At 45.2% G+C, this 19,589-nt stretch carries 14 protein-coding genes; 13 read left to right on the top strand and 1 reads right to left on the bottom strand.

Annotated elements, in window-relative coordinates:
* Positions 1 to 111: 111 nt before the first annotated feature.
* The gene (locus AC1DOV_RS05850; RefSeq protein ID WP_477509618.1) at positions 112 to 912 is read left to right on the top strand and encodes a carbon-nitrogen family hydrolase; all 801 of its coding nucleotides are present in this window, start codon (positions 112 to 114) and stop codon (positions 910 to 912) included.
* On the opposite strand, the gene AC1DOV_RS05845 is transcribed toward AC1DOV_RS05850, so the two are convergent.
* Positions 913 to 1,806, bottom strand: coding sequence for a LysR family transcriptional regulator (locus AC1DOV_RS05845; RefSeq protein WP_076265724.1), 894 nt, complete (start codon positions 1,804 to 1,806; stop codon positions 913 to 915). It lies immediately after the preceding gene.
* A gap of 162 nt (positions 1,807 to 1,968) precedes the next feature.
* Here AC1DOV_RS05845 and leuC point away from each other — a divergent pair, with 162 nt between their 5' ends.
* The 12 genes from leuC (at position 1,969) to AC1DOV_RS05785 (ending at position 19,098) form a co-directional block, all read left to right on the top strand.
* Positions 1,969 to 3,378: a 3-isopropylmalate dehydratase large subunit gene (gene leuC, locus AC1DOV_RS05840; protein ID WP_076265725.1), complete on the top strand. Its 1,410-nt coding sequence runs from the start codon at positions 1,969 to 1,971 to the stop codon at positions 3,376 to 3,378.
* Positions 3,379 to 3,410: 32 nt separating this feature from the next.
* The gene (gene leuD, locus AC1DOV_RS05835; protein WP_441961270.1) at positions 3,411 to 4,010 is read left to right on the top strand and encodes a 3-isopropylmalate dehydratase small subunit; all 600 of its coding nucleotides are present in this window, start codon (positions 3,411 to 3,413) and stop codon (positions 4,008 to 4,010) included.
* 158 nt (positions 4,011 to 4,168) lie between these two features.
* The gene (locus AC1DOV_RS05830) at positions 4,169 to 5,584 is read left to right on the top strand and encodes an N-acetylmuramoyl-L-alanine amidase (protein ID WP_477509616.1); all 1,416 of its coding nucleotides are present in this window, start codon (positions 4,169 to 4,171) and stop codon (positions 5,582 to 5,584) included.
* Positions 5,585 to 5,603: 19 nt separating this feature from the next.
* Complete coding sequence (locus AC1DOV_RS05825) at positions 5,604 to 6,149, top strand: GerMN domain-containing protein (protein WP_477509615.1); 546 nt, start codon at positions 5,604 to 5,606, stop codon at positions 6,147 to 6,149.
* Between the two features lie 96 nt (positions 6,150 to 6,245).
* Positions 6,246 to 8,729, top strand: coding sequence for an S-layer homology domain-containing protein (locus AC1DOV_RS05820; RefSeq protein ID WP_477549416.1), 2,484 nt, complete (start codon positions 6,246 to 6,248; stop codon positions 8,727 to 8,729).
* A gap of 163 nt (positions 8,730 to 8,892) precedes the next feature.
* A complete protein-coding gene (gene nth, locus AC1DOV_RS05815) occupies positions 8,893 to 9,588 on the top strand; it encodes an endonuclease III (protein WP_477549415.1) in 696 nt (231 codons plus the stop codon).
* 5 nt (positions 9,589 to 9,593) lie between these two features.
* A complete protein-coding gene (locus tag AC1DOV_RS05810) occupies positions 9,594 to 9,866 on the top strand; it encodes an NAD/NADP transhydrogenase alpha subunit (protein WP_076265731.1) in 273 nt (90 codons plus the stop codon).
* Positions 9,867 to 9,876: 10 nt separating this feature from the next.
* The gene (locus AC1DOV_RS05805) at positions 9,877 to 13,533 is read left to right on the top strand and encodes a dynamin family protein (RefSeq protein ID WP_477549414.1); all 3,657 of its coding nucleotides are present in this window, start codon (positions 9,877 to 9,879) and stop codon (positions 13,531 to 13,533) included.
* 295 nt (positions 13,534 to 13,828) lie between these two features.
* On the top strand, positions 13,829 to 15,616 hold the full coding sequence (locus AC1DOV_RS05800) for an ABC transporter ATP-binding protein (protein WP_477549413.1): 1,788 nt from the start codon (positions 13,829 to 13,831) through the stop codon (positions 15,614 to 15,616).
* Positions 15,616 to 17,439 carry an ABC transporter ATP-binding protein gene (locus tag AC1DOV_RS05795; protein WP_477549412.1) on the top strand — a complete coding sequence of 608 codons (1,824 nt, stop codon included), beginning with the start codon at positions 15,616 to 15,618 and terminating at the stop codon, positions 17,437 to 17,439. The genes AC1DOV_RS05800 and AC1DOV_RS05795 overlap by 1 nt, the downstream gene beginning before the upstream one ends.
* A 156-nt stretch (positions 17,440 to 17,595) precedes the next feature.
* Positions 17,596 to 18,780, top strand: a complete 1,185-nt coding sequence (purT, locus tag AC1DOV_RS05790; RefSeq protein ID WP_477549411.1) for a formate-dependent phosphoribosylglycinamide formyltransferase — start codon at positions 17,596 to 17,598, stop codon at positions 18,778 to 18,780.
* 30 nt (positions 18,781 to 18,810) lie between these two features.
* Entirely contained in the window at positions 18,811 to 19,098 is a 288-nt protein-coding gene (locus AC1DOV_RS05785) for a YqkE family protein (protein WP_339202817.1), read from the top strand.
* Positions 19,099 to 19,589 lie beyond the last annotated feature (491 nt).

Below are 19,589 nucleotides of genomic sequence, written 5' to 3'. Positions count from 1 at the left end.
TCCTTTATGTTCGTAAAGTAGTAAATCCCTCGTTGTTACGTTTCCCATCTTGACACAGAACCATGACAGGGTATCATTAGGTGAAAAAAGGATCAACAGGAGGAACGGCATATGAGTAAACCATTGCGGCTTGCATTGCTGCAAATGCATATAGAAGCAGGAAATCCAGAAGCTAACTTCACGAAGCTGGCGAGCATGCTTGAAGAAGCGATGAGCCAAACGAGTAAACCGGATGTCATTATGTTTCCGGAAATGTGGAACACAGGTTACGCTTTAACTGAAATAAAAACGATTGCAGATCGTGAAGGCGAACGCACTCGTGCTTTTTTATCTGATTTTAGCAAGAAGCACAGCGTTCATATTATTGGAGGTTCAATCGCGGAACTTAAGGAAGACAAAGTGCTGAATACAATGTATGCATTTGATCGTTCAGGCCATGTTGTATCCGATTATTCAAAAATTCATTTATTCCGTCTTATGGATGAAGAAAAATATTTGGCTGCAGGAGATAAGCTTGGCAGGCTTGAGATAGAAGGGACAAAAGCAGGCATGATGATTTGTTATGACATCCGCTTCCCTGAGCTAGCTCGCAAGCTTGCGCTGGATGGAGCCAAATTGCTATTCGTTCCAGCAGAATGGCCGCATCCAAGACTTCATCATTGGCGTACTTTGCTTACGGCACGTGCAATTGAAAACCAAATGTTCGTCATCGCGTGCAACCGGATGGGCTCGAGCGGTGACACTAATTTCTTTGGTCACTCGCTCGTGCTTGATCCTTGGGGAGAGACGATAGCGGAAGCGGGCGAAGAGGAAACGATTATATATGCAGACATCGATTTGGATTTAGTTGATGCTGTACGCACAAAAATTCCTGTTTTTGAAGATCGCAGACCTTCTATTTATGAAGCTTAATTACCGATAACTGCTTATAGTCATATTGAGTGTACGGATAAATGCTTCAGCAGCTTTGGATAAATATCTGCCTTTGCGGCTCGCCACGACTAACGTTCTTGTAGGCTTGGATGACAATGGAAGGTAAACAGGCATGAAATCAGAGCCTTTGACTCGCGTAAGCATTTGCGGGACAAAGGCTATTCCCATTCCGCCTGCCACTAAGGATTGAATGGTTTCCATATTGCTGCTCTCGAATACGATTTGCGGAGTGAAACCTGATTGCTCACACAGTTCGACTGTAATTTGCCGAAAGCCTTGTCCGCGCTTAAGTCCAATAAACGGCTCTTTATCAAGTTCTGAAATCGAGATTGAGCCTTCTCTTAATGCAAGAGGGTGCTGTGGAGGGACGGCTAAGCAGATTTCTTCCTCCAAGAATGGTTCCCATGCGAGAGAGTTGTCAATGAGCGGCAGCGAGAGCAGACTTAAATCGGTACCGCCGCTCGCAGTAAGCTGCTCAAGCTTTGCAGTTGTTTCTTCAACTAGAACGACTTCAATCTGCGGATATTGTTCACCAAATACTGGCAAAACAAGCGGGAGTATATGTGATCCTGTTAGCGGCAATGTACCGACAACAAGTCGTCCGCGCCGCATTTGCGCCATATCGTCCATTTCCTGCTTTAACTGCTCAACAGCGTCAAGAATTGCTTGTGATTTATGAACGAATACTTGTCCAGCTTGCGTTAGTTCTACAGAATTTGTTGTTCGCCGGAACAGAAGTACGCCGATTTCTTGCTCAAGCTTGGAGAGCTGCTGACTTAGTGAGGGCTGAGCGATATGAAGCTTTTCCGCTGCTCTTGAAAAGTTTTTCTCTGAGGCGATTTGAATAACATAATTTAATTGTCTCAATTCCATATAAATTTTCCTTTCAACTGTTTATTATGTAAGGAATCTACTATTATAGTTATTACCTATAGACGTTATAGATATTATATCTTGGATCAATGAAGAAAGAAATGTTATAGTAGTTTCAGTTAAGAAAAGCAGAAGATTCAATGAAACGGTGGGGTGAACATAATGACGAAAAAGACAATGTTTGAAAAGATCTGGGATAATCACGTCATTAATCAAGAAGAAGGCAAGCCAAGCGTCATTTATATCGATTTGCAGCTTGTACACGAAGTAACATCTCCGCAAGCGTTTGAAGGCTTGCGTCTATCAGGCCGTAAAGTGCGTCGTCCTGATCTTACTTTCGCAACGATGGATCACAACGTACCAACGAAAGATCGCTTCAACATTACAGATCCAATTTCCAAACAACAAATTGACACGCTTACACAAAACTGTAAAGACTTTGGCGTAACGTTGTTTGATCTTGACAGCATTGACCAAGGTGTCGTTCACGTAATGGGTCCTGAGCTTGGTCTAACGCATCCAGGTAAAACAATCGTTTGTGGAGACAGCCACACATCTACTCACGGTGCTTTCGGCGCATTGGCGTTCGGTATTGGTACAAGTGAGGTTGAGCACGTTATGGCTACTCAATGCTTGCAGCAATCGAAAGCAAAAACGCTTGAGGTTCGCTTTAACGGCACTCGCAAGCCAGGCGTAACAGCAAAGGATTTGATTCTTGGCGTTATTGCTCAATACGGCACAGATTTCGCAACAGGTTATGTTATTGAGTTTACTGGCGAAGCCATCACAAGCTTGACTATGGAAGAGCGGATGACAGTTTGTAATATGTCAATCGAAGCAGGCGCACGCGCTGGCCTCATCGCTCCAGATGAAACAACATTCAACTATCTTCGCGGCCGTCAATATGCGCCAGCTAACTACGAAGAAGCAGTTGAAGCTTGGAAACAGCTTACTACGGATGAAGGTGCAGAGTATGACACAGTCGTTCACTTCGACGTTGACGCACTAATCCCGCAAGTGACTTGGGGAACTAGCCCAGGCATGGGTACCAACATCACAGCTAAAGTTCCTTTCCCTGCTGATCTTCCAACGGAGAACGAGCGTAAAGCTGCTGAAGCAGCACTTGAATATATGGATCTTAAGCCTGGAACACCAATGAACGAAATCCCAATTGATTATGTATTCATCGGTTCATGTACAAATGGCCGTATCGAAGATTTGCGTGCAGCAGCTGAAATCGCCAGAGGCTACAAAGTTAGCGATCGTGTAACGGCTATCGTCGTACCAGGTTCAGGCCGCGTAAAAATTCAAGCCGAAAAAGAAGGTTTGGACAAAATCTTCACTGAAGCTGGCTTTGAATGGCGTGATGCTGGCTGCTCGATGTGTCTTGCAATGAACCCTGACGTATTGAAACCGGGCGAGCGTTGTGCATCAACGTCTAACCGTAACTTCGAGGGGCGTCAAGGCCGCGGCGGACGCACGCATCTTGTATCGCCTGCGATGGCAGTTGCAGCAGCAGTAAAAGGTCATTTCACAGATGTACGCGATTGGGAAATTAAATCCGTAGTGTAGAACGAATTGAACGCGAGAGGGGTATATAAGATATGGAACCGTTTAAACAACTTACAGGCATCGTAGCCCCGGTCGACCGGGTCAATGTCGACACTGATGCAATTATACCGAAACAATTTTTGAAGCGTATTGAGCGCAGCGGTTTTGGTCAATTTCTTTTCTTCGAATGGCGTTTTCACGAAAATGGTGAAGTGAACGTTGATTTCGAACCAAACAAGCCGCGTTACGAGGGCGCATCTGTACTCGTTTCCCGTGCTAACTTTGGCTGCGGCTCATCCCGTGAGCATGCTCCTTGGGCAATTCTTGATTATGGATACAAAGTTATTATCGCTCCGTCTTATGCGGATATTTTCTATAACAACTGTTTCAAAAACGGTATTTTGCCTATCAAGCTAAGCGAAGAGCAAGTGGAAGAGCTATTTAAGCGTACAGCGAAGCATGACGGCTACAAGCTTACTGTTGATTTGGAAAACAAACAGCTTTCGGATGAATATGGTCTAACGATCGCATTTGATCTTGATGAGCACCGTCGTCAATTTTTGCTGCAAGGTCTTGACGATATCGGTTTGACTCTTCAACATGAAGACAAAATTACAGCTTATGAGCAAAAACATATTGCTCGTCTTGTGTAATTAAAACGAAATGAAGAGGACGAATCAGCCACTCCGGATGATTCGTCCTCTTTTTTCCTTTAAACGCAACTTTTTCTGACAAGCTGCGTCTATATTTGCGTCTGTTAAAGTCGAATGCACTCATTCGATGCGGGCAATTTCAGTCATCGAGGTGGGAAATGAAAAGATTTGTATCCGTATTAATGTTTATGTCGATTTTTTTCACGATGTTCTCCGCAGTAGGACAAGCTGCAGAGGTCGTACCCAAGCTTTTCTTGAATGGTCAGCAATTGAAATCTGATGTTAATCCGCAAATCATTAATAATGCAACCGTTGTACCTGTGCGGACGGTATCAGAAGGATTAGGCTACCTGATTGATTGGGATAACACGACCAAAACAGCGACAGTAACACATGCCAATAATGTCATAAAGCTAAAGCTGAATGACAATATGGCAGTAGTCAATGACAAAAAGGTTAAAATGGACACGTCAGTTTCTATCATTAAAGGCTACACTTTAGTTCCACTTCGCTTTATTGGTGAGCAGTTTGGATTGGATTTTGAATGGAAAGCTGTTGAGAAAGAAGTACATATGTACGAGCAGAACAAAGAACCAACAGATCCGACAGAACCTATTGATCCAGACCCGAATCTTCCTGTGGAAGCAGCAGGCCAGATAACAGACATTTATTACTCTGGCGGAAGCAGCATGACCCTTAATTATGAAGGAACAGTTAAGGCCAACAAGCCAATGCTGCTCGAGAACCCAAAGCGCATTGTGTTCGATTTTCCGAATACTAACTATTCATCAAACTTATCTTCACAGTTTTTGAATGGACAAGTTGAGGTTAATGTAACAGACAGCACTTATTTGCAAGGTTATCGTTATTCCTTATTTTCGAACACGCCAGCTACCGCTCGCTTAGTCATTCTTATTGGCGATAATACCGGCTATGTGATGACTGAGGAAGCAGGAAAAATTCAGTTTAGCTTAATGTCTGCTGCAGACGTTCCTGGTACTCCGCCGATTACAGATCCAGTAACTCCTCCATCATCCAAAGTCTACAACGTTGTTCTTGATGCGGGACATGGCGGCTCAGATCCGGGTGCAGCGAGTGTTTTGAAGAAACCGGAGAAAGAATTTACGCTTAGTATCGCACTTAAGATGAAGGCGTTGCTTGACAAAGAAAGCAAAATTAAAGTTCATTTAACTAGAACGGGGGATACTTACCCGACTTTAGATGATCGCGTCAAGTTTGCAGAAAGCATAAAAGCTGATTTATTTATGTCTATTCATGCCAATAGCGGTATCAGCTCCGCAACAGGAACTGAAACCTACTATTATCGCGATAACAGTAAAGCGTTTGCTAGTATTATTCACAAGCATCTAATTGCGGCAACCGGTCTTAAAGACCGCGGCGTCAAGAAAGAAGCTTATAAAGTGATCAAACAAACGACGATGCCAGCCGTACTAATCGAAGCAGGCTTCCTATCCAACGCAAACGATGCAAAAATGTTATTTGATGATGCGGCACAAAACAAAATAGCTGCTGAACTGGTTGCAGGCATCAAAGAGTACTTAAATGTAAAATAGAAAGCAGGTGTTCAGTGTTATGAAAACTTTCAAAGCACGCGGGCTGCTTGCTGTCATTATATTATCCGCTGCGCTTGCAGGATGCGGAGTTCAGGATAAGCAGGGAAATCAACCAGGCAGCACGGTATCGCCTACAATTTCACCTTCGCCTTCTCCTGAGCCAACTCCCGTTATAAACGAACTAGATGCTATTATTTATTTAACCGATGCTGAGCTAACTGAAACAGTAGAGCATCCAGTCAAGCTAACCTATGAAACGGATCTTGATCTGGTCAAAGCAGCAATTGCTGAACTGCAAAAAGATGCTGACGAGAATAAATTATCTTTATGGAAACGAATTGAGGTTAAATCCGTACAACTATCAGACGGGCTTGTTACACTGGATATTCATTTGCCTGATGAAGCGCGGCTTGGTGCGCCAGGCGAGACGTTTGTCATTCAGACGCTTCAAAAAACATTGTTTCAATTCGATGCTGTAAAATCAATCGATCTGCTTGTCGATGGACAAAAGGTTGAAACGCTCATGGGTCATGTCGAGCTCGAATATCCAATGAACAAGCAATAAGCAAAAAATATGAATGGCTTCGTTCCATCCTAGCAATAGGTTGGCGAAGCCGTTCTGCATGAGTTATTACATACTAATCAGGGGGAATATCTACTTATGACAATGCAATTTGCGAGCAAAAAGATTTTGATTGGAGCGCTAGCGTTTTCTCTAGTTGCAGGAAGCGGTGTAATCATACCTGCTTCCTATGCCTCAGCAGCCTCCGGATATACAACACCATTTACCGATGTAAGCAGTGGTCATTGGGCAGAGAAGCATATAGCTAAGCTTGCATTGCAAGGAATTATTGAAGGAAATAAGACATCAAGCGGAGCTGCTATATTCCGTCCGAAAGAAAATGTGAGTCAGCAAGAGGCTGTGCTTATGGCTCTTCGATTCGCGGGATTGGATAAAAAGGCAGATAAAGATGCAATTATCGGTTTTCCTAATTCTTTTTCCGTAAGCACTTATTTTAAACCTTATGTAACTTTGGCTTTCCAAGAAGGCCTGCTTGATCAGGTGGAAGAGTTCGGACTCGCAGCTAAAGATCCTAAAATCGCCTGGGGGACTAAGCCAGCTACCCGTGAATGGGTAACGAAGCTTATGGTTCGTGCAATCCAGCAAGAGGAAGAAGCGGTACGTTTGCAAAATACAGCCTCGACTTTCGCGGATGCAGCGCAAATCACTTCTATTTATAAGGGTTATGTGAATGCCGCTTCCAAGCTTGAGCTCGTAAAGGGTGTAACGGCAGACAAATTTGTTCCTAAAGCGAATGTGGATCGTGCGAGTCTGGCTACGATGTTCAGCCGTGCTGAGAAGCTGTTCCCGGTTGCATATGAAGGTCAAGTAAACGGGATTGCAACTAAAATAACAGATACTCAAATTACTGTTTACAGCGACAAGAAGGAAATCAACTATAGCATTAATTCAGATACTTTATTTTATCACTACAATACAGAAACACCTATTACGAGACAGCAGCTTCTAGAATACGGAGATGTAACGGTCATTGCGAAGGATGGAAAGGCGCTTTACGTTGAAGTGAAAGGCGATAAGACTTACACTAAAACGACGTCTGGAACGTTGGATCGTGTTATCGCAGATGAGAAGAAGTTATATGTATGGATTAACAATAAGCCTGTTGAATTTTTCTATAATGATTCAGTAGTAGTCGTTGATACGGATGGCAAACCGCTAGCATTAACCTCAATTAAGAGAGACAGCCAAATAAGCATCGTACAAGACAGCTTCCGTGATGCGCCGGCAACAATAAAAATTATTTCATCGACGCAGGCGTCGGCAACGAGTGTTAAAGGTACATTCTACGGCTCGACAGGTGATTTGATCACTGTCATGGAGGGTTCAACACTTGTATCTAAATTGATGGCAGATACGGTTTCCGTTGAAATTGAAGGCATTAATGGAGCAACAATCGGCGATTTAATTAAAGAAGCAGATCAAGTAGAGCTTACGCTTAATGATGCAGATAAAGTAACAAAAGTGAAAGTAGTTAACCGCAATGTGAAAGTCGTTGCTGGTGCGCAGGTTGCCGCTTTTGTTTACGATAAAAAGTTGTTGACCATTCTTGATGCAAATGGCAATAACGCCCAAGCGCTTTATTTTACGGATAAAACTCGAATTGAATACAGCGGCAACGTTATTTCATTAGCTTCTGCTAATAGCTTACTAACCGTGAACAGAAAAATTGTTATCAGCTATACAGGAAATTCGATCGTATCCCTGCAATTTTTAACTAAATATACAGGTACTTTATTATCAATGAATTCACAAAGCAACTTGATGAACATTAAATTGGAGAACGGCGCTACGTTGTCGCTTCCATATAATACTGCATACGTTGAGCATGCTGCCATAGCAAATGCAACTTACAGCGATCTTAAGGCAGGCGATCAACTTACGCTTGATTTGAGCAGCAACCAAGATCGTGTTGCAACGATTAGAGTCCACACAAATGCTCAATATGATGTAATGTCAGTAGACGTAATCAACAAAAAAATTCGTGTTAAAAATGCAATGACATCCGCATTTGATCTAAATGTGCTAGGTACAGAATTGGTTAATGAAGCAGGAGCGAAGCTTGCGATTGAACAGATTACTCCGGGCTCTATTATTACTGTTAACTACTTAGGAAAAGAAGCCGTTCGTGCACGCACTATTTCTGTTGCTTATGGCAAAGTACAATCCATCTCAGCAAACAGTGTCACTATTGTAGACCTTGTAGGTCAAACTGTTGCTTATAATGGCGATGCTGGGTTCGTAATCGTAAAAGGAGCCACGCAAGGAACAGCAACGAGCCTGCTTACTGTGGGGGACTATGTTGAGGTTCAGAAGCTTGAAGGCAACAAAACACAACTGACTGTAGCTGTTGGCGAGAGCCGCGTATTTACGAACTTCAATGCGACTGCATCACAAGTGTGGACGGAAAAAACAACAGATGCGGATAACCGGAATTATTTTAATGTAAACAGCCAGACCAAATACATTTTAAATGGAAATTCGGTTTCAGTTACAGCTTTCAAGTCAGGCGACACGATTACAATCTATGGCTTTAGAAACTATGCAATTGCAATCGTCAAGTAGCTTTTTAACGAAATTTTCATCAATTATAGGCTGAGATATTCATTTTTTGTGAAAAAACTGCCCTTAGGGGCAGTTTTTTTATAGAATATGCTTGTTTACGGTTGCGAAGCGTGACAAATTTCGCTACACTTTGAACGATAGTGTTTGATTAGGGGAGAGGACGATGGTTGCGAAACAAAAAATGCGTCATGTGCTAGACATTATTGCGGACATGTTTCCAGATGCACACTGTGAGCTTAATCACAGCAATCCGTTTGAGCTTACAATAGCAGTACTGCTGTCTGCGCAATGTACGGATGAGACGGTCAATAAGGTGACGGTGAACTTATTTCAAAAGTATAAGTGCCCCGAGGATTATTTGAGCGTACCGCTGGAAGAACTAGAGCAGGACATTCGCCGCATCGGCTTGTTTCGAAGTAAAGCATCAAATATACAAAAGCTTTGCCGTATTGTCATAGATAAATATGACGGGAAAGTGCCTGAAAGTCATGAAGGTCTGACCGAGCTGCCAGGTGTAGGGCGGAAGACGGCTAACGTCGTGATGTCTAATGCATTTGGTGTGCCTGCCATCGCTGTCGATACGCATGTGGATCGTGTAACGAAGCGACTGGGATTCGCTAAGACCGAAGACAGTGTCCTAGAGGTAGAGAAGAAGCTGATGAAACTCGTTCCGCGCGAGGAGTGGACATTAACCCACCACAGACTCATCTTTTTCGGCCGCTATCACTGTAAAGCGCAAAGCCCGCAGTGTCAAATTTGTCCGCTGCTTGATTTGTGCAAAGAAGGTAAACAACGTATGAAGCCAGGTTTTAAAACCAAAAATAAGAGTATAAAACCTAAAATAGCCAGTGAAGGATGATGAACATGAACTGTATTTCCGTGTACACAAACAATTTTGAGCTTTTTTCTGATATTTATGAGCAAGTGCTTGAGTCTCCGCCAGAGGAGCACGAGGATATCCTTGTAGAAGGCATTACAGTTAGCGGCTCAGGCGACGTGCCTGATCAATACATCGAGCGTATGCGCATTAAACCTGAGGTTGTTGTGATGAGAGATAAAGAGCGCAACATTATGATCTTGCAACATGGCAACGTATTTGAAATTTGTTTGCCGTCTGAAGAAGAGCAAGCCGTTTAAGGAGAAGCAAATGACAGAAACAACCGTGCAAAGCATAGCAGGAGCTATATCCGAAGCAGCTGGTTTAATGTCAGCTGCAGGAGATACATTACATGCCAAGCAAGCACAGGAGCTAAACAGTAAGCTGACCGATGGTCGGCTTACTGTCGCTTTTTGTGGACATTTTTCAGCTGGCAAATCAACTCTCATTAATCGTTTATGCGGGACTAAGCTACTTCCTTCTAGTCCAATTCCAACAAGCGCGAACGTTGTGTCTATTCGCGGCGGGGATCGGGCTTATGCAGCTGTTGAAACCGTAAAGAATGGTGTTGCTTCCAAAGCGGAAGTTCCAATCGACCAGCTTGACCGCTATTGTGTCGATGGCGAGCAATTTACTTCTGTATCGATCGTGTATCCGTCTGAGCTTTTAGGAGATCATACCGTGCTCCTCGATACGCCTGGCATTGATTCAACTGATGATGCGCACCGGATGGCAACCGAATCCGCATTGCATCTTGCAGACGTTGTTTTTTATGTCATGGATTATAATCATGTGCAGTCTGAAATCAATTTTTCTTTTGCGAAGCAATTGAAGGATTGGGGAAAGCCCTTATATTTTATTGTGAATCAGATTGATAAGCATCGTGATCGCGAGCTTTCTTTCGCAAGCTATCGTCAAAGCGTTGAGGATGCGTTTCACGCTTGGCACTTGGAGCCGGCGGGGATCGTTTATTTGTCGTTGCGCGAGCCAGACCACCCTCATCAAGAGTGGGAGCAGCTGCTTGAGCTGCTAGATAAACTGCAAACGATCCGCAAACCGCTTTGTGTGTACAGTGTAGATGCGTCATTGCGCCATGTAGCTGATGGACATTTGAAATGGAGTGAGCAGCAAGCGGAGCCTGAACGTGAACGGCTTCTTGCTGAGGCAGGCGGCGTTGAGGCTGTTGCCCTTGTCACAACACAAATGGATCAGCTGAAACAGAAGATTAGGCAAGTTTCGGAGCAGAAAGAGGTTTACCGGGCGCAGCTTCGCAAAGAACTGCAGACGCTTCTGGATAATGCGAATATTACGCCAGCGGGACTGCGTGATTTGGCTCAAACGTTTCTGGAGAGCCGTAAGCCTGGTTTTAAAGCGGGGCTGCTTTTTGCGGCAGCTAAGACTGCTGCTGAGCAGGAACGGCGCTTGCTGGCGTTCAGCGAGGAATTAAACAGTTTAATCAGCGCTTCGATCGACTGGCATGTGAAGCATCTGCTGCGTACGGAAGCAGAGCGTATATCATACGATGGCGAGCTGCTGGAATCGGAGCTCGCGCGGAACTTGGCTTGGCTGCCGGATTCGGAGTGGCTTATCGCGAGAGTGAAACCCGGCGCCGTCATCAGCAACGAATACACGATGACGTTTAGCCGCGATCTAGCCGCGGATGTGAAGGCCGTTTATCGCCAGCGCGCGCTCGAGATCATCGATGCGCTGGCAGACCATGCAGCGGCGGTAGGCGAAGCCGCCGCCGCTGAGGCAGAGTCACAGCTTGCTGCGCTTCGCGCGCAGGCTGGTGCACTACATGCGCTTACGGCGCTCACGAAGCGCGCCGAGGAGCATAAGGCGCGGCTAACTGCCGCGCTGCCTGAGGCGCCGGCAAGGCCGGCATTGCCAGCACCGCGTATAGCTGTGGCTGGCGGTGGCACTTCCGCGCAAGCTGGCGGCGACGCTGCTGAAGCGCGGGGTGTGCTTGCGAGCGAGAGCGGGCGAAGCGCGCGAGAGGGGCAGCATCATGTGGCAGCGGGGCGAAGCGCCCTAGCTGGCGGTGCAGCTTTGGCGCAGCAGCACAGCGCTGCAGCGCGCTTAGCCAGCGCCGCGGAGCTGCTGGCGCCGCATGCATCGCTTGCGGCTGCTGCGCAAGCGATGAGCGATAAGGCGAAGCGGCTGCAGGACAGCCGCTTCACCATCGCATTATTCGGCGCCTTCAGCGCCGGCAAATCATCGCTTGCGAACGCGCTGATCGGAGAACCGGTGCTGCCGGTTTCTCCTAATCCGACGACGGCAGCGATCAACCGACTCGTGCCCCCTACGGCGGAGCACGGTCATGGTACAGCGCGCATTGTCATGAAGACGCGCGCTGCCATTATTGATGATGTGCGCTATTCCCTAGCGCTCCTCGGTGAGAAAGAGCAGCAGTCTGATGACGCTGCTCTCATGCGGGCGATCGATCGCCTATCTCCGGATTCCATCGGAGCTGGCGGACGCCCGCATTTCAGCTTCCTGCGCGCAGCCCGCGCAGGCTGGGCAGAGCATGAACCGCTGCTCGGTCAGCAGCTGTCGGTCGATCAAGCGGAATACGAAAAGTACGTCGCTGAGGAATCTCGTTCCTGCTTCGTGAGTGAAATCGAGCTGCACTATGACTGCGCGTTGACGGCGCAGGGTATCGTGCTCGTTGACACGCCAGGAGCGGATTCTGTAAATGCTAGGCATACGGGCGTAGCCTTCAATTATATTAAAAATGCCGATGCAGTTTTGTTTGTCACGTATTACAATCACGCCTTCTCGCAAGCTGATCGTCAATTTCTGATGCAGCTTGGCAGGGTGAAGGATCAGTTTGAGCTTGATAAAATGTTTTTCCTTGTTAACGCTGCCGATTTGGCGGCAGATCAGGAGGAGCTTACAGGTGTGTTAAAGCATGTTGAGACGAATCTGCTGCAGCATGCGATTCGTTCGCCTCGCTTATTTCCTGTATCGAGCTTGCAGGCACTGGATGGTAAATTAGATGGAAATGCAGAGCTGCTGCAACGCTCCGGCATTGAAGCTTTCGAGCAATCATTCCTTTCCTTTATTCAGAACGATCTCGGACGGCTAGCTATTGATGCCGCAGAGCAGGACTTGAAACGAGCGGCAGCGACAGTTGCAGGCTGGCTTCAAAGCGCAGAGGGCGACGCAGCTGGGCGTGAAGCTGAGCTTATAGCACTGCTGCAAGCGGTGAACGAAGCGAAGATCGATATATCAGCGCTTCAAACCGGAACGATCCCTGAGCAGCTAAAGCAGGAGCTTAGTGAGCTATTGTATTATGTCGTTCAGCGTATCCAATACCGTTTTGGTGAGTTTTATAACCTAGCCTTTAATCCGGCCTCCTTGCAGGATGATGGACGTGACTTGCGCAAAGCCATTTGGACATCTTGGCTGGAGCTGCAGCGGCTCGTCCAACTGGAGCTGTCACAGGAGATGCTGGCAACCTCGCTTCGTATGGAACGAGGCATTCATACTCAGCTGCAAAAGCAATATATTCATACTGCGCAGCGTTTAGAAAATTCAATTTCCGCATATAGTGCTGTTCCTTATGCGCCAGCTGCTTTGCCAACGCCAGATGAGCCGGCCGCTTGGGAAGCGGATAACGTTGATGCGAAGCTGCTTTGGAGCCGTTTCAAATCACCGCGTCAATTTTTTGAAGGCGAGGGCAAGTCGATTCTTCGCAAAGAGCTTGAAGCGCTGCTTGCTCCTTCATTAAATGGATGGATGTCCGAGCAAACTCTCTTGTGGACATCGCTTTACGAGCAAATTTGGCAGAAAGCGGCTGATCAAGCTGGTAAACAGCTGCAAGACGATATGCTTGCCTATGAAAGCGGCAAACGAATCTCGTTGTCCGGCAGTGCGGACACGGCTGAGCTGAAGCAGCTGTATAATCAATTGATTCATATCTAATTGTCAATGAATACGGATTGTTCTATCGCATTAACAGCTGAATGCTTTTGCGAGCGTGTAAAACGCTTGCAAAAGCTTTTTTTAATTTAGTGTGTTTTTGTGCAAAAATTGAGTAATAGGCACATATTTGTCATGATTTGCGACCAATTGGGAGTATTAACCGTTTCCAATTTAGATAACGAGTCAATAAGCGGTTTATAACAGGTATATGCATATTTATACTGTTTGCTCGCATTTGATGATGCTGATAATATTCATTCATGCTTACAAAATAGATACGGGGAGATGGATTTACTTGGACGTACTAAGGCAGTTGAAAGCATTTTATTGGGCGGAACGAAAGTTTATGTTCACCTCGATATTTTGCTTAATGTGCGCTACGGCGCTCGGACTTGTCTATCCGAATTTACTGAAATTCTTGATTGATGATGTCATTACTCCAAAAAAATTCGAGTTAGTGCCGACGCTTTCTTTTACAGTAGTCGGAGTCATTATCATTAAAGGATGCATGCAGTATTTACATGGTTTTTTTGGTGCACGACTTGGTAACAAAGTGGCATTCCACATGCGGAATGCTTTGTACGACAAGCTGCAGACGCTGTCGTTTCAATATTATGACAAAGCAAAAACAGGCGATTTGATGTCACGTTTAACGGCTGATTTAGAGGCGATTCGCAACTTTATCGGTTTCGGCTTTGCACAAATCTTGAACATGGTGTTGATGATCTTGTTCGGCGGCGCCATGATGCTCTCTATTCATTGGCAGCTAACTTTGATTACATTAGTAACGATACCGCTGCTAGGCTTCGCAGCCATTCGTTTTGAACGCAATATTCATCCAGCGTTCCGTGAAATGCGTCAAGCGATGAGTAATTTAACGACAGCGGTTCAAGAGAATATTACGGGCGTACGCACGGTTAAATCTTTTGCACGTGAATCGCATGAGGTATCGAAATTTTCCATACGTAGTGAAGCCTATCAAACGAATCAGGTTGGCGCAGCAAAGATTTGGGCGAAATTTTTCCCTGTAATGGAGCTTGTAGCGAACTTAAGCGCAGTAATCCTGCTTGTAACAGGCGGTATTCTTGTCATTAACGGATCACTGCAGCTCGGTGAATTTGTCGCATTTTTCAGCTTGATTTGGTACATTATCGGTCCGATGTGGGGCCTAGGGTTCCATATTAATAACTACACACAGTTCAAAGCTTCAGGCGAGCGTGTACTAGGACTGCTGAATGAACATGTTCATGTAAAAAATATTGAGCACGCGATTGAGGTTAGCAGCGATACCGTAAAAGGTCATGTACGCTTCGATCATGTTACGTTCAGTTATCCTGACAAAACGCCGGCGGTAACCGATTTGGTCATTGATGCGCCAGCAGGCTCTGTCATTGGGTTTCTTGGTGCGACAGGCTCAGGGAAATCAACGATTATTCAATTGTTAATGAGAGCCTATAATGTAAAAACAGGTTCAATTACGCTAGACGGCATCGATATTAAAAATTTGGATGTCGCAAGCCTTCGTTCATTAATAGCTCCCGTGTTTCAAGAAACGTTCTTATTCTCGGCATCGATTCGCGATAATATCGCTTATGGCGTGCGGGATGTAACACCAGAGCAAATCGAGCACGCAGCTAAGCTGGCTAAAGCGCATGACTTCATTTTGGAGCTGCCGCTAGGCTACGATACGATTGTAGGCGAAAGAGGAATGGGCTTGTCCGGTGGACAAAAACAACGGATTGCCATTGCTAGAGCACTTATAAAAAATCCTAGAATTTTAATTTTGGATGACGCAACAAGCGCGGTAGATATGGAAACCGAGCATGAAATTCAAGCGGGCTTCAAGGAGCTGATGGCTGGCCGCACGACCTTTATTATTGCACATCGGATTTCTTCGCTTAGACATTCCGATGAAATCATCGTGTTAGACAAAGGCCATGTCGTTCAGCGTGGTAAACACGCAGAGCTGATTAAGCAGCAAGGACCATACCGCGACACCTACAACATTCAATATGCTGACTATCCGCTTGATGATGCTGCTATAGCTGCGCAAGCGAATGAGCGGAAAGGGAGTACCGTATAATGAGTACGAGTGCCAAAGCAAAAGCTAGCAATAAAAATGAACGTTTCATATACCAAGACGATGAGCTGATTGAAAAGCCCTTTAACTGGGGCCAATTGCGCCGCCTATTCGGATATATGAAGCCTTACACAAAGCAATTAATGCCTGTCATCGTTATGATGATTCTTGGTACGTTGACACGCCTAGGCGTGCCGGCGCTCGTCATTCTGGCAATTGACGAAGCGATTGCTCCTGAGCAAGGTGAAACAAGTGTACCGAAGTTGATTACTATCGCAAGCATCATGCTGGTCTTATATGTTATTCAATGGGCATCCAATACGTACCGGATCAAATATACGAATATCATTGGGCAAAAAGTTATTTATGATCTCAGAAATCATTTATTCCAGCATATTCAAAAGCTAAGCTTCCGTTTTTACGACAAGCGCCCAGCAGGCTCAGTACTTGTTCGTGTCACGAATGACGTAAATGCACTGCAGGATTTGTTTACAAACGGTGTCGTCAACTTATTGATGGACTGTGTGCAATTGTTCGGTATCGTCATTATTTTGCTCGTATGGAACTTTAAGCTTGGCCTTGCGGTCATGATAACCGTACCGTTAATGTTCATTGTATCGACGACTCTGCGCAAAAAGATTCGTTTTGCATGGCAGGATGTGCGCATTAAGCAATCCCGTATTAACTCACATTTAAATGAGAGTATTCAAGGGATGAAGGTAACGCAAGCGTACGTGCAAGAGAAAGACAATATGAGTTTCTTCGATCATATGAATACGATCAACAATAAATCATGGAACCGAGCGTCATCGCTTAACCAAACGTTCGGTCCTGTAATCGAGATCACTTCAGCAATCGGTACTTTTATTCTTTTCTGGTATGGCTCCCACCTCATTCAAATAGGTGCAATTACCGTTGGATTGCTTGTTGGTTATGCCAACTATATCGGAAATTTCTGGGACCCAATAAACCGACTAGGACAAATGTACTCCCAGCTGCTTATTGCGATGGCTTCATCAGAACGGATTTTTGAATTTATTGATGAAGAACCGACGGTAGCTGAACTAAAGGTTGCAAAGCCGCTTCCGAAAATTGTTGGCGCCGTAAAGTTCGACCATATCGTGTTCGAATACGAGAAGGGAAGGCCAGCACTCAAAGGCATCACCATCGATGTAAAAGCAGGCCAATCGATAGCGCTCGTAGGGCATACTGGTTCAGGAAAAAGTACAATCATCAACCTATTATGCCGTTTCTATGATCCGGTTGAAGGCCGTGTCCTCATTGATGGCATCGATATTCGTGATGTGACGATTGAAAGCCTGCGCTCACAGGTTGGCATCGTGCTCCAGGATACGTTTATTTTTGCAGGCACGATTCGTGACAATATCCGTTATGGACGCTTGGATGCAACCGATGCGGAGATCGTAAAAGCAGCTCAAGCCGTTAACGCGCATGATTTCATCATGGGGCTGCCAGATGGCTATGATACGCAAGTTGAAGAGCGAGGCAATGTACTTTCCATGGGTCAGCGTCAGTTGCTATCGTTCGCCAGAGCATTGCTAGCTGATCCGCAAATTCTTATCTTGGATGAAGCAACAGCCAGCATTGACACTGAAACGGAGCTGAAAATTCAAGAAGCTCTTAAAATTCTTCTAGCAGGCCGTACATCCTTTATGATTGCTCATCGATTGTCGACGATTCGTCACGCGGATGAAATTATCGTGCTTGACCACGGTGAAATCGTTGAACAAGGCAATCATGAAGCGTTGCTTGCAAAGCGCGGCGTGTACAACGGCTTGATCGAAGCACAGTACCGTTTTCTTTAAAACGTAAGCACAATTCATTTCAGCAAATGCTTATAAAATAGTTGATTTTTAAGCTTAGAACCTCCACAATGGAAGAAAAAACGAACCGAAACGCTAGTCTCTGCCTTTAGGACAGAGCTGACGATTCGATTTGCTTCCAGGAGGTTCTTTTTCTTTATGTATGGATCACCCTTAACAACGAATGCTCGCAAGTTGCTCCTGCTAGGCTCTGGTGAGCTTGGTAAAGAGGTTGTATTGGAGGCTCAGCGGCTTGGCATCGAGACCATTGCAGTAGATCGCTATGATCAAGCACCAGCTATGCAGGTTGCACATCGCAGTTATACAACGGATATGCTGGATGGGGCTGAGATTCGCCGTATTATTGAGAAGGAGCAGCCTGACTATATTGTTCCGGAAATTGAAGCAATAGCTACAGAAACGCTGCTTGAACTTGAGAAGGAAGGACATCGCGTTATTCCTACAGCACGCGCGGCTTGGCTGACGATGGACCGCGAAGGCATTCGCCGCTTAGCTGCTGAGACATTGGAGCTGCCTACCGCGCCATATCGATTTGCAGATACGTTTGAAGAGCTTGCTCTTGCGGCCGAAACGCTTGGTTTCCCATGCGTCATCAAACCAATTATGAGCTCCTCAGGCAAAGGACAAAGCGTTTGCCGATCTGAAGCGGAGCTTGAAGCATGCTGGAGCTATGCGATGGAAGGTGGACGTGCCAAGAAGCAGCGTGTTATCGTGGAGGGCTTTGTAACATTTGAATCTGAAATTACATTGCTTACTGTACGATCGGTTTCGGGTACAAGCTATTGTCCGCCAATTGGACATGTGCAGAAGGATGGCGATTACATCGAGTCCTGGCAGCCGCATCATATGACTGAGGCCCAAATTGCTCAAGCAGAGTCCATAGCGCAACGCATCACCGATGAGCTGGGTGGTTTTGGTATTTACGGAGTGGAGCTATTCATTACAAAGGATGGCGTCTTGTTTAGTGAAGTATCGCCGCGTCCACATGATACAGGCATGGTAACGATGGCGACTCAGGATCTTTCAGAGTTTGCCCTGCATGTAAGAGCTATTTTAGGATTTCCAATTCCAACAATTCGGTTGCTGTCACATGGTGCATCACATACGTTGAAAGCAGACCGTGAATCTTCCGATTTCCGCATTGGCGGTATTGAAGAGGCTTTGTCGGTTCCTAATACACAGGTTCGCGTTTTTGGAAAACCAGAAACGAAGGTTGGACGAAGAATGGCCGTTGCGCTGAGCACTGCTCCTGATGTAGAACAAGCACGAGATTTAGCTCGTAAAGCTGCAGAAGCTCTTTACGTATCGTATACTAACGAATAGAAAGTTTATTTTAAGGCAGGTGCAGCAGCAATGGGTAAAAAACAGAAAAAAATAACGTCTTCAGCTCCTAGATCATCATCAAAAAATGCTCCAAAAAATGAGTCAGAAAACGGCTTGACGCTCAAGGATTTATTAAGCAATGAGGTGCTTGGAAAGCTAAAAGCACAAGCGGATGATATGAAGCAGGCTGAAGCATCACGTAAAGAAGAACTTCGCAAACAGGAAGAAGAAAAGAAGAAGCAGGAGCAAAAGCGTTTGGAAAACGATTTTTCTTATTTGCTTGAGAATAGCGACCCTAACTGGTCGAAGCATAAGTAATAGGAAGAAAGTCGCAGTTCGCATTGTTCTCAAAAAAGCACCTTAGGGTGCTTTTTTTGTTCGGAATATCCTAAATCCTAAATTCACTAATTTCAAAACTTTTGATATAATCTTATTTTTTATGATTTTCTTTTGTTTCAAAATGCATGCAGGGTTTGCCAGATGAGCGAAAAACCATTATGCTCGGCAGTACGCTTGTTTTAAATCCAAAAGCTCTACAGCCTTTAGGTGCACTTGGCTCCCATGTAATAAAATAATGTTTGCATTTCAAACAATCAATGCGTTCATTCGTATTCATTCTGCTACCTCGAATATGATTTTGGGTGTGAATTTGAATCGTAAACCATATTACGAAGGTTGAGCATTAAAGTCAATCCTAATCGATTAAATAGGCAAGGCTGTGCCTCACAATCGCCTTTTTTAATACAAATTGTTACCACGCATACATAAATCTAATGATTCTGCAAAACATGCTAACAACAGTTATTAAA

This window comes from Paenibacillus sp. 01T47 (assembly GCF_056398245.1).
The sequence above is the reverse complement of the archived record's forward strand: the minus strand, read 5'-3'. Positions and strand labels throughout refer to the sequence as shown.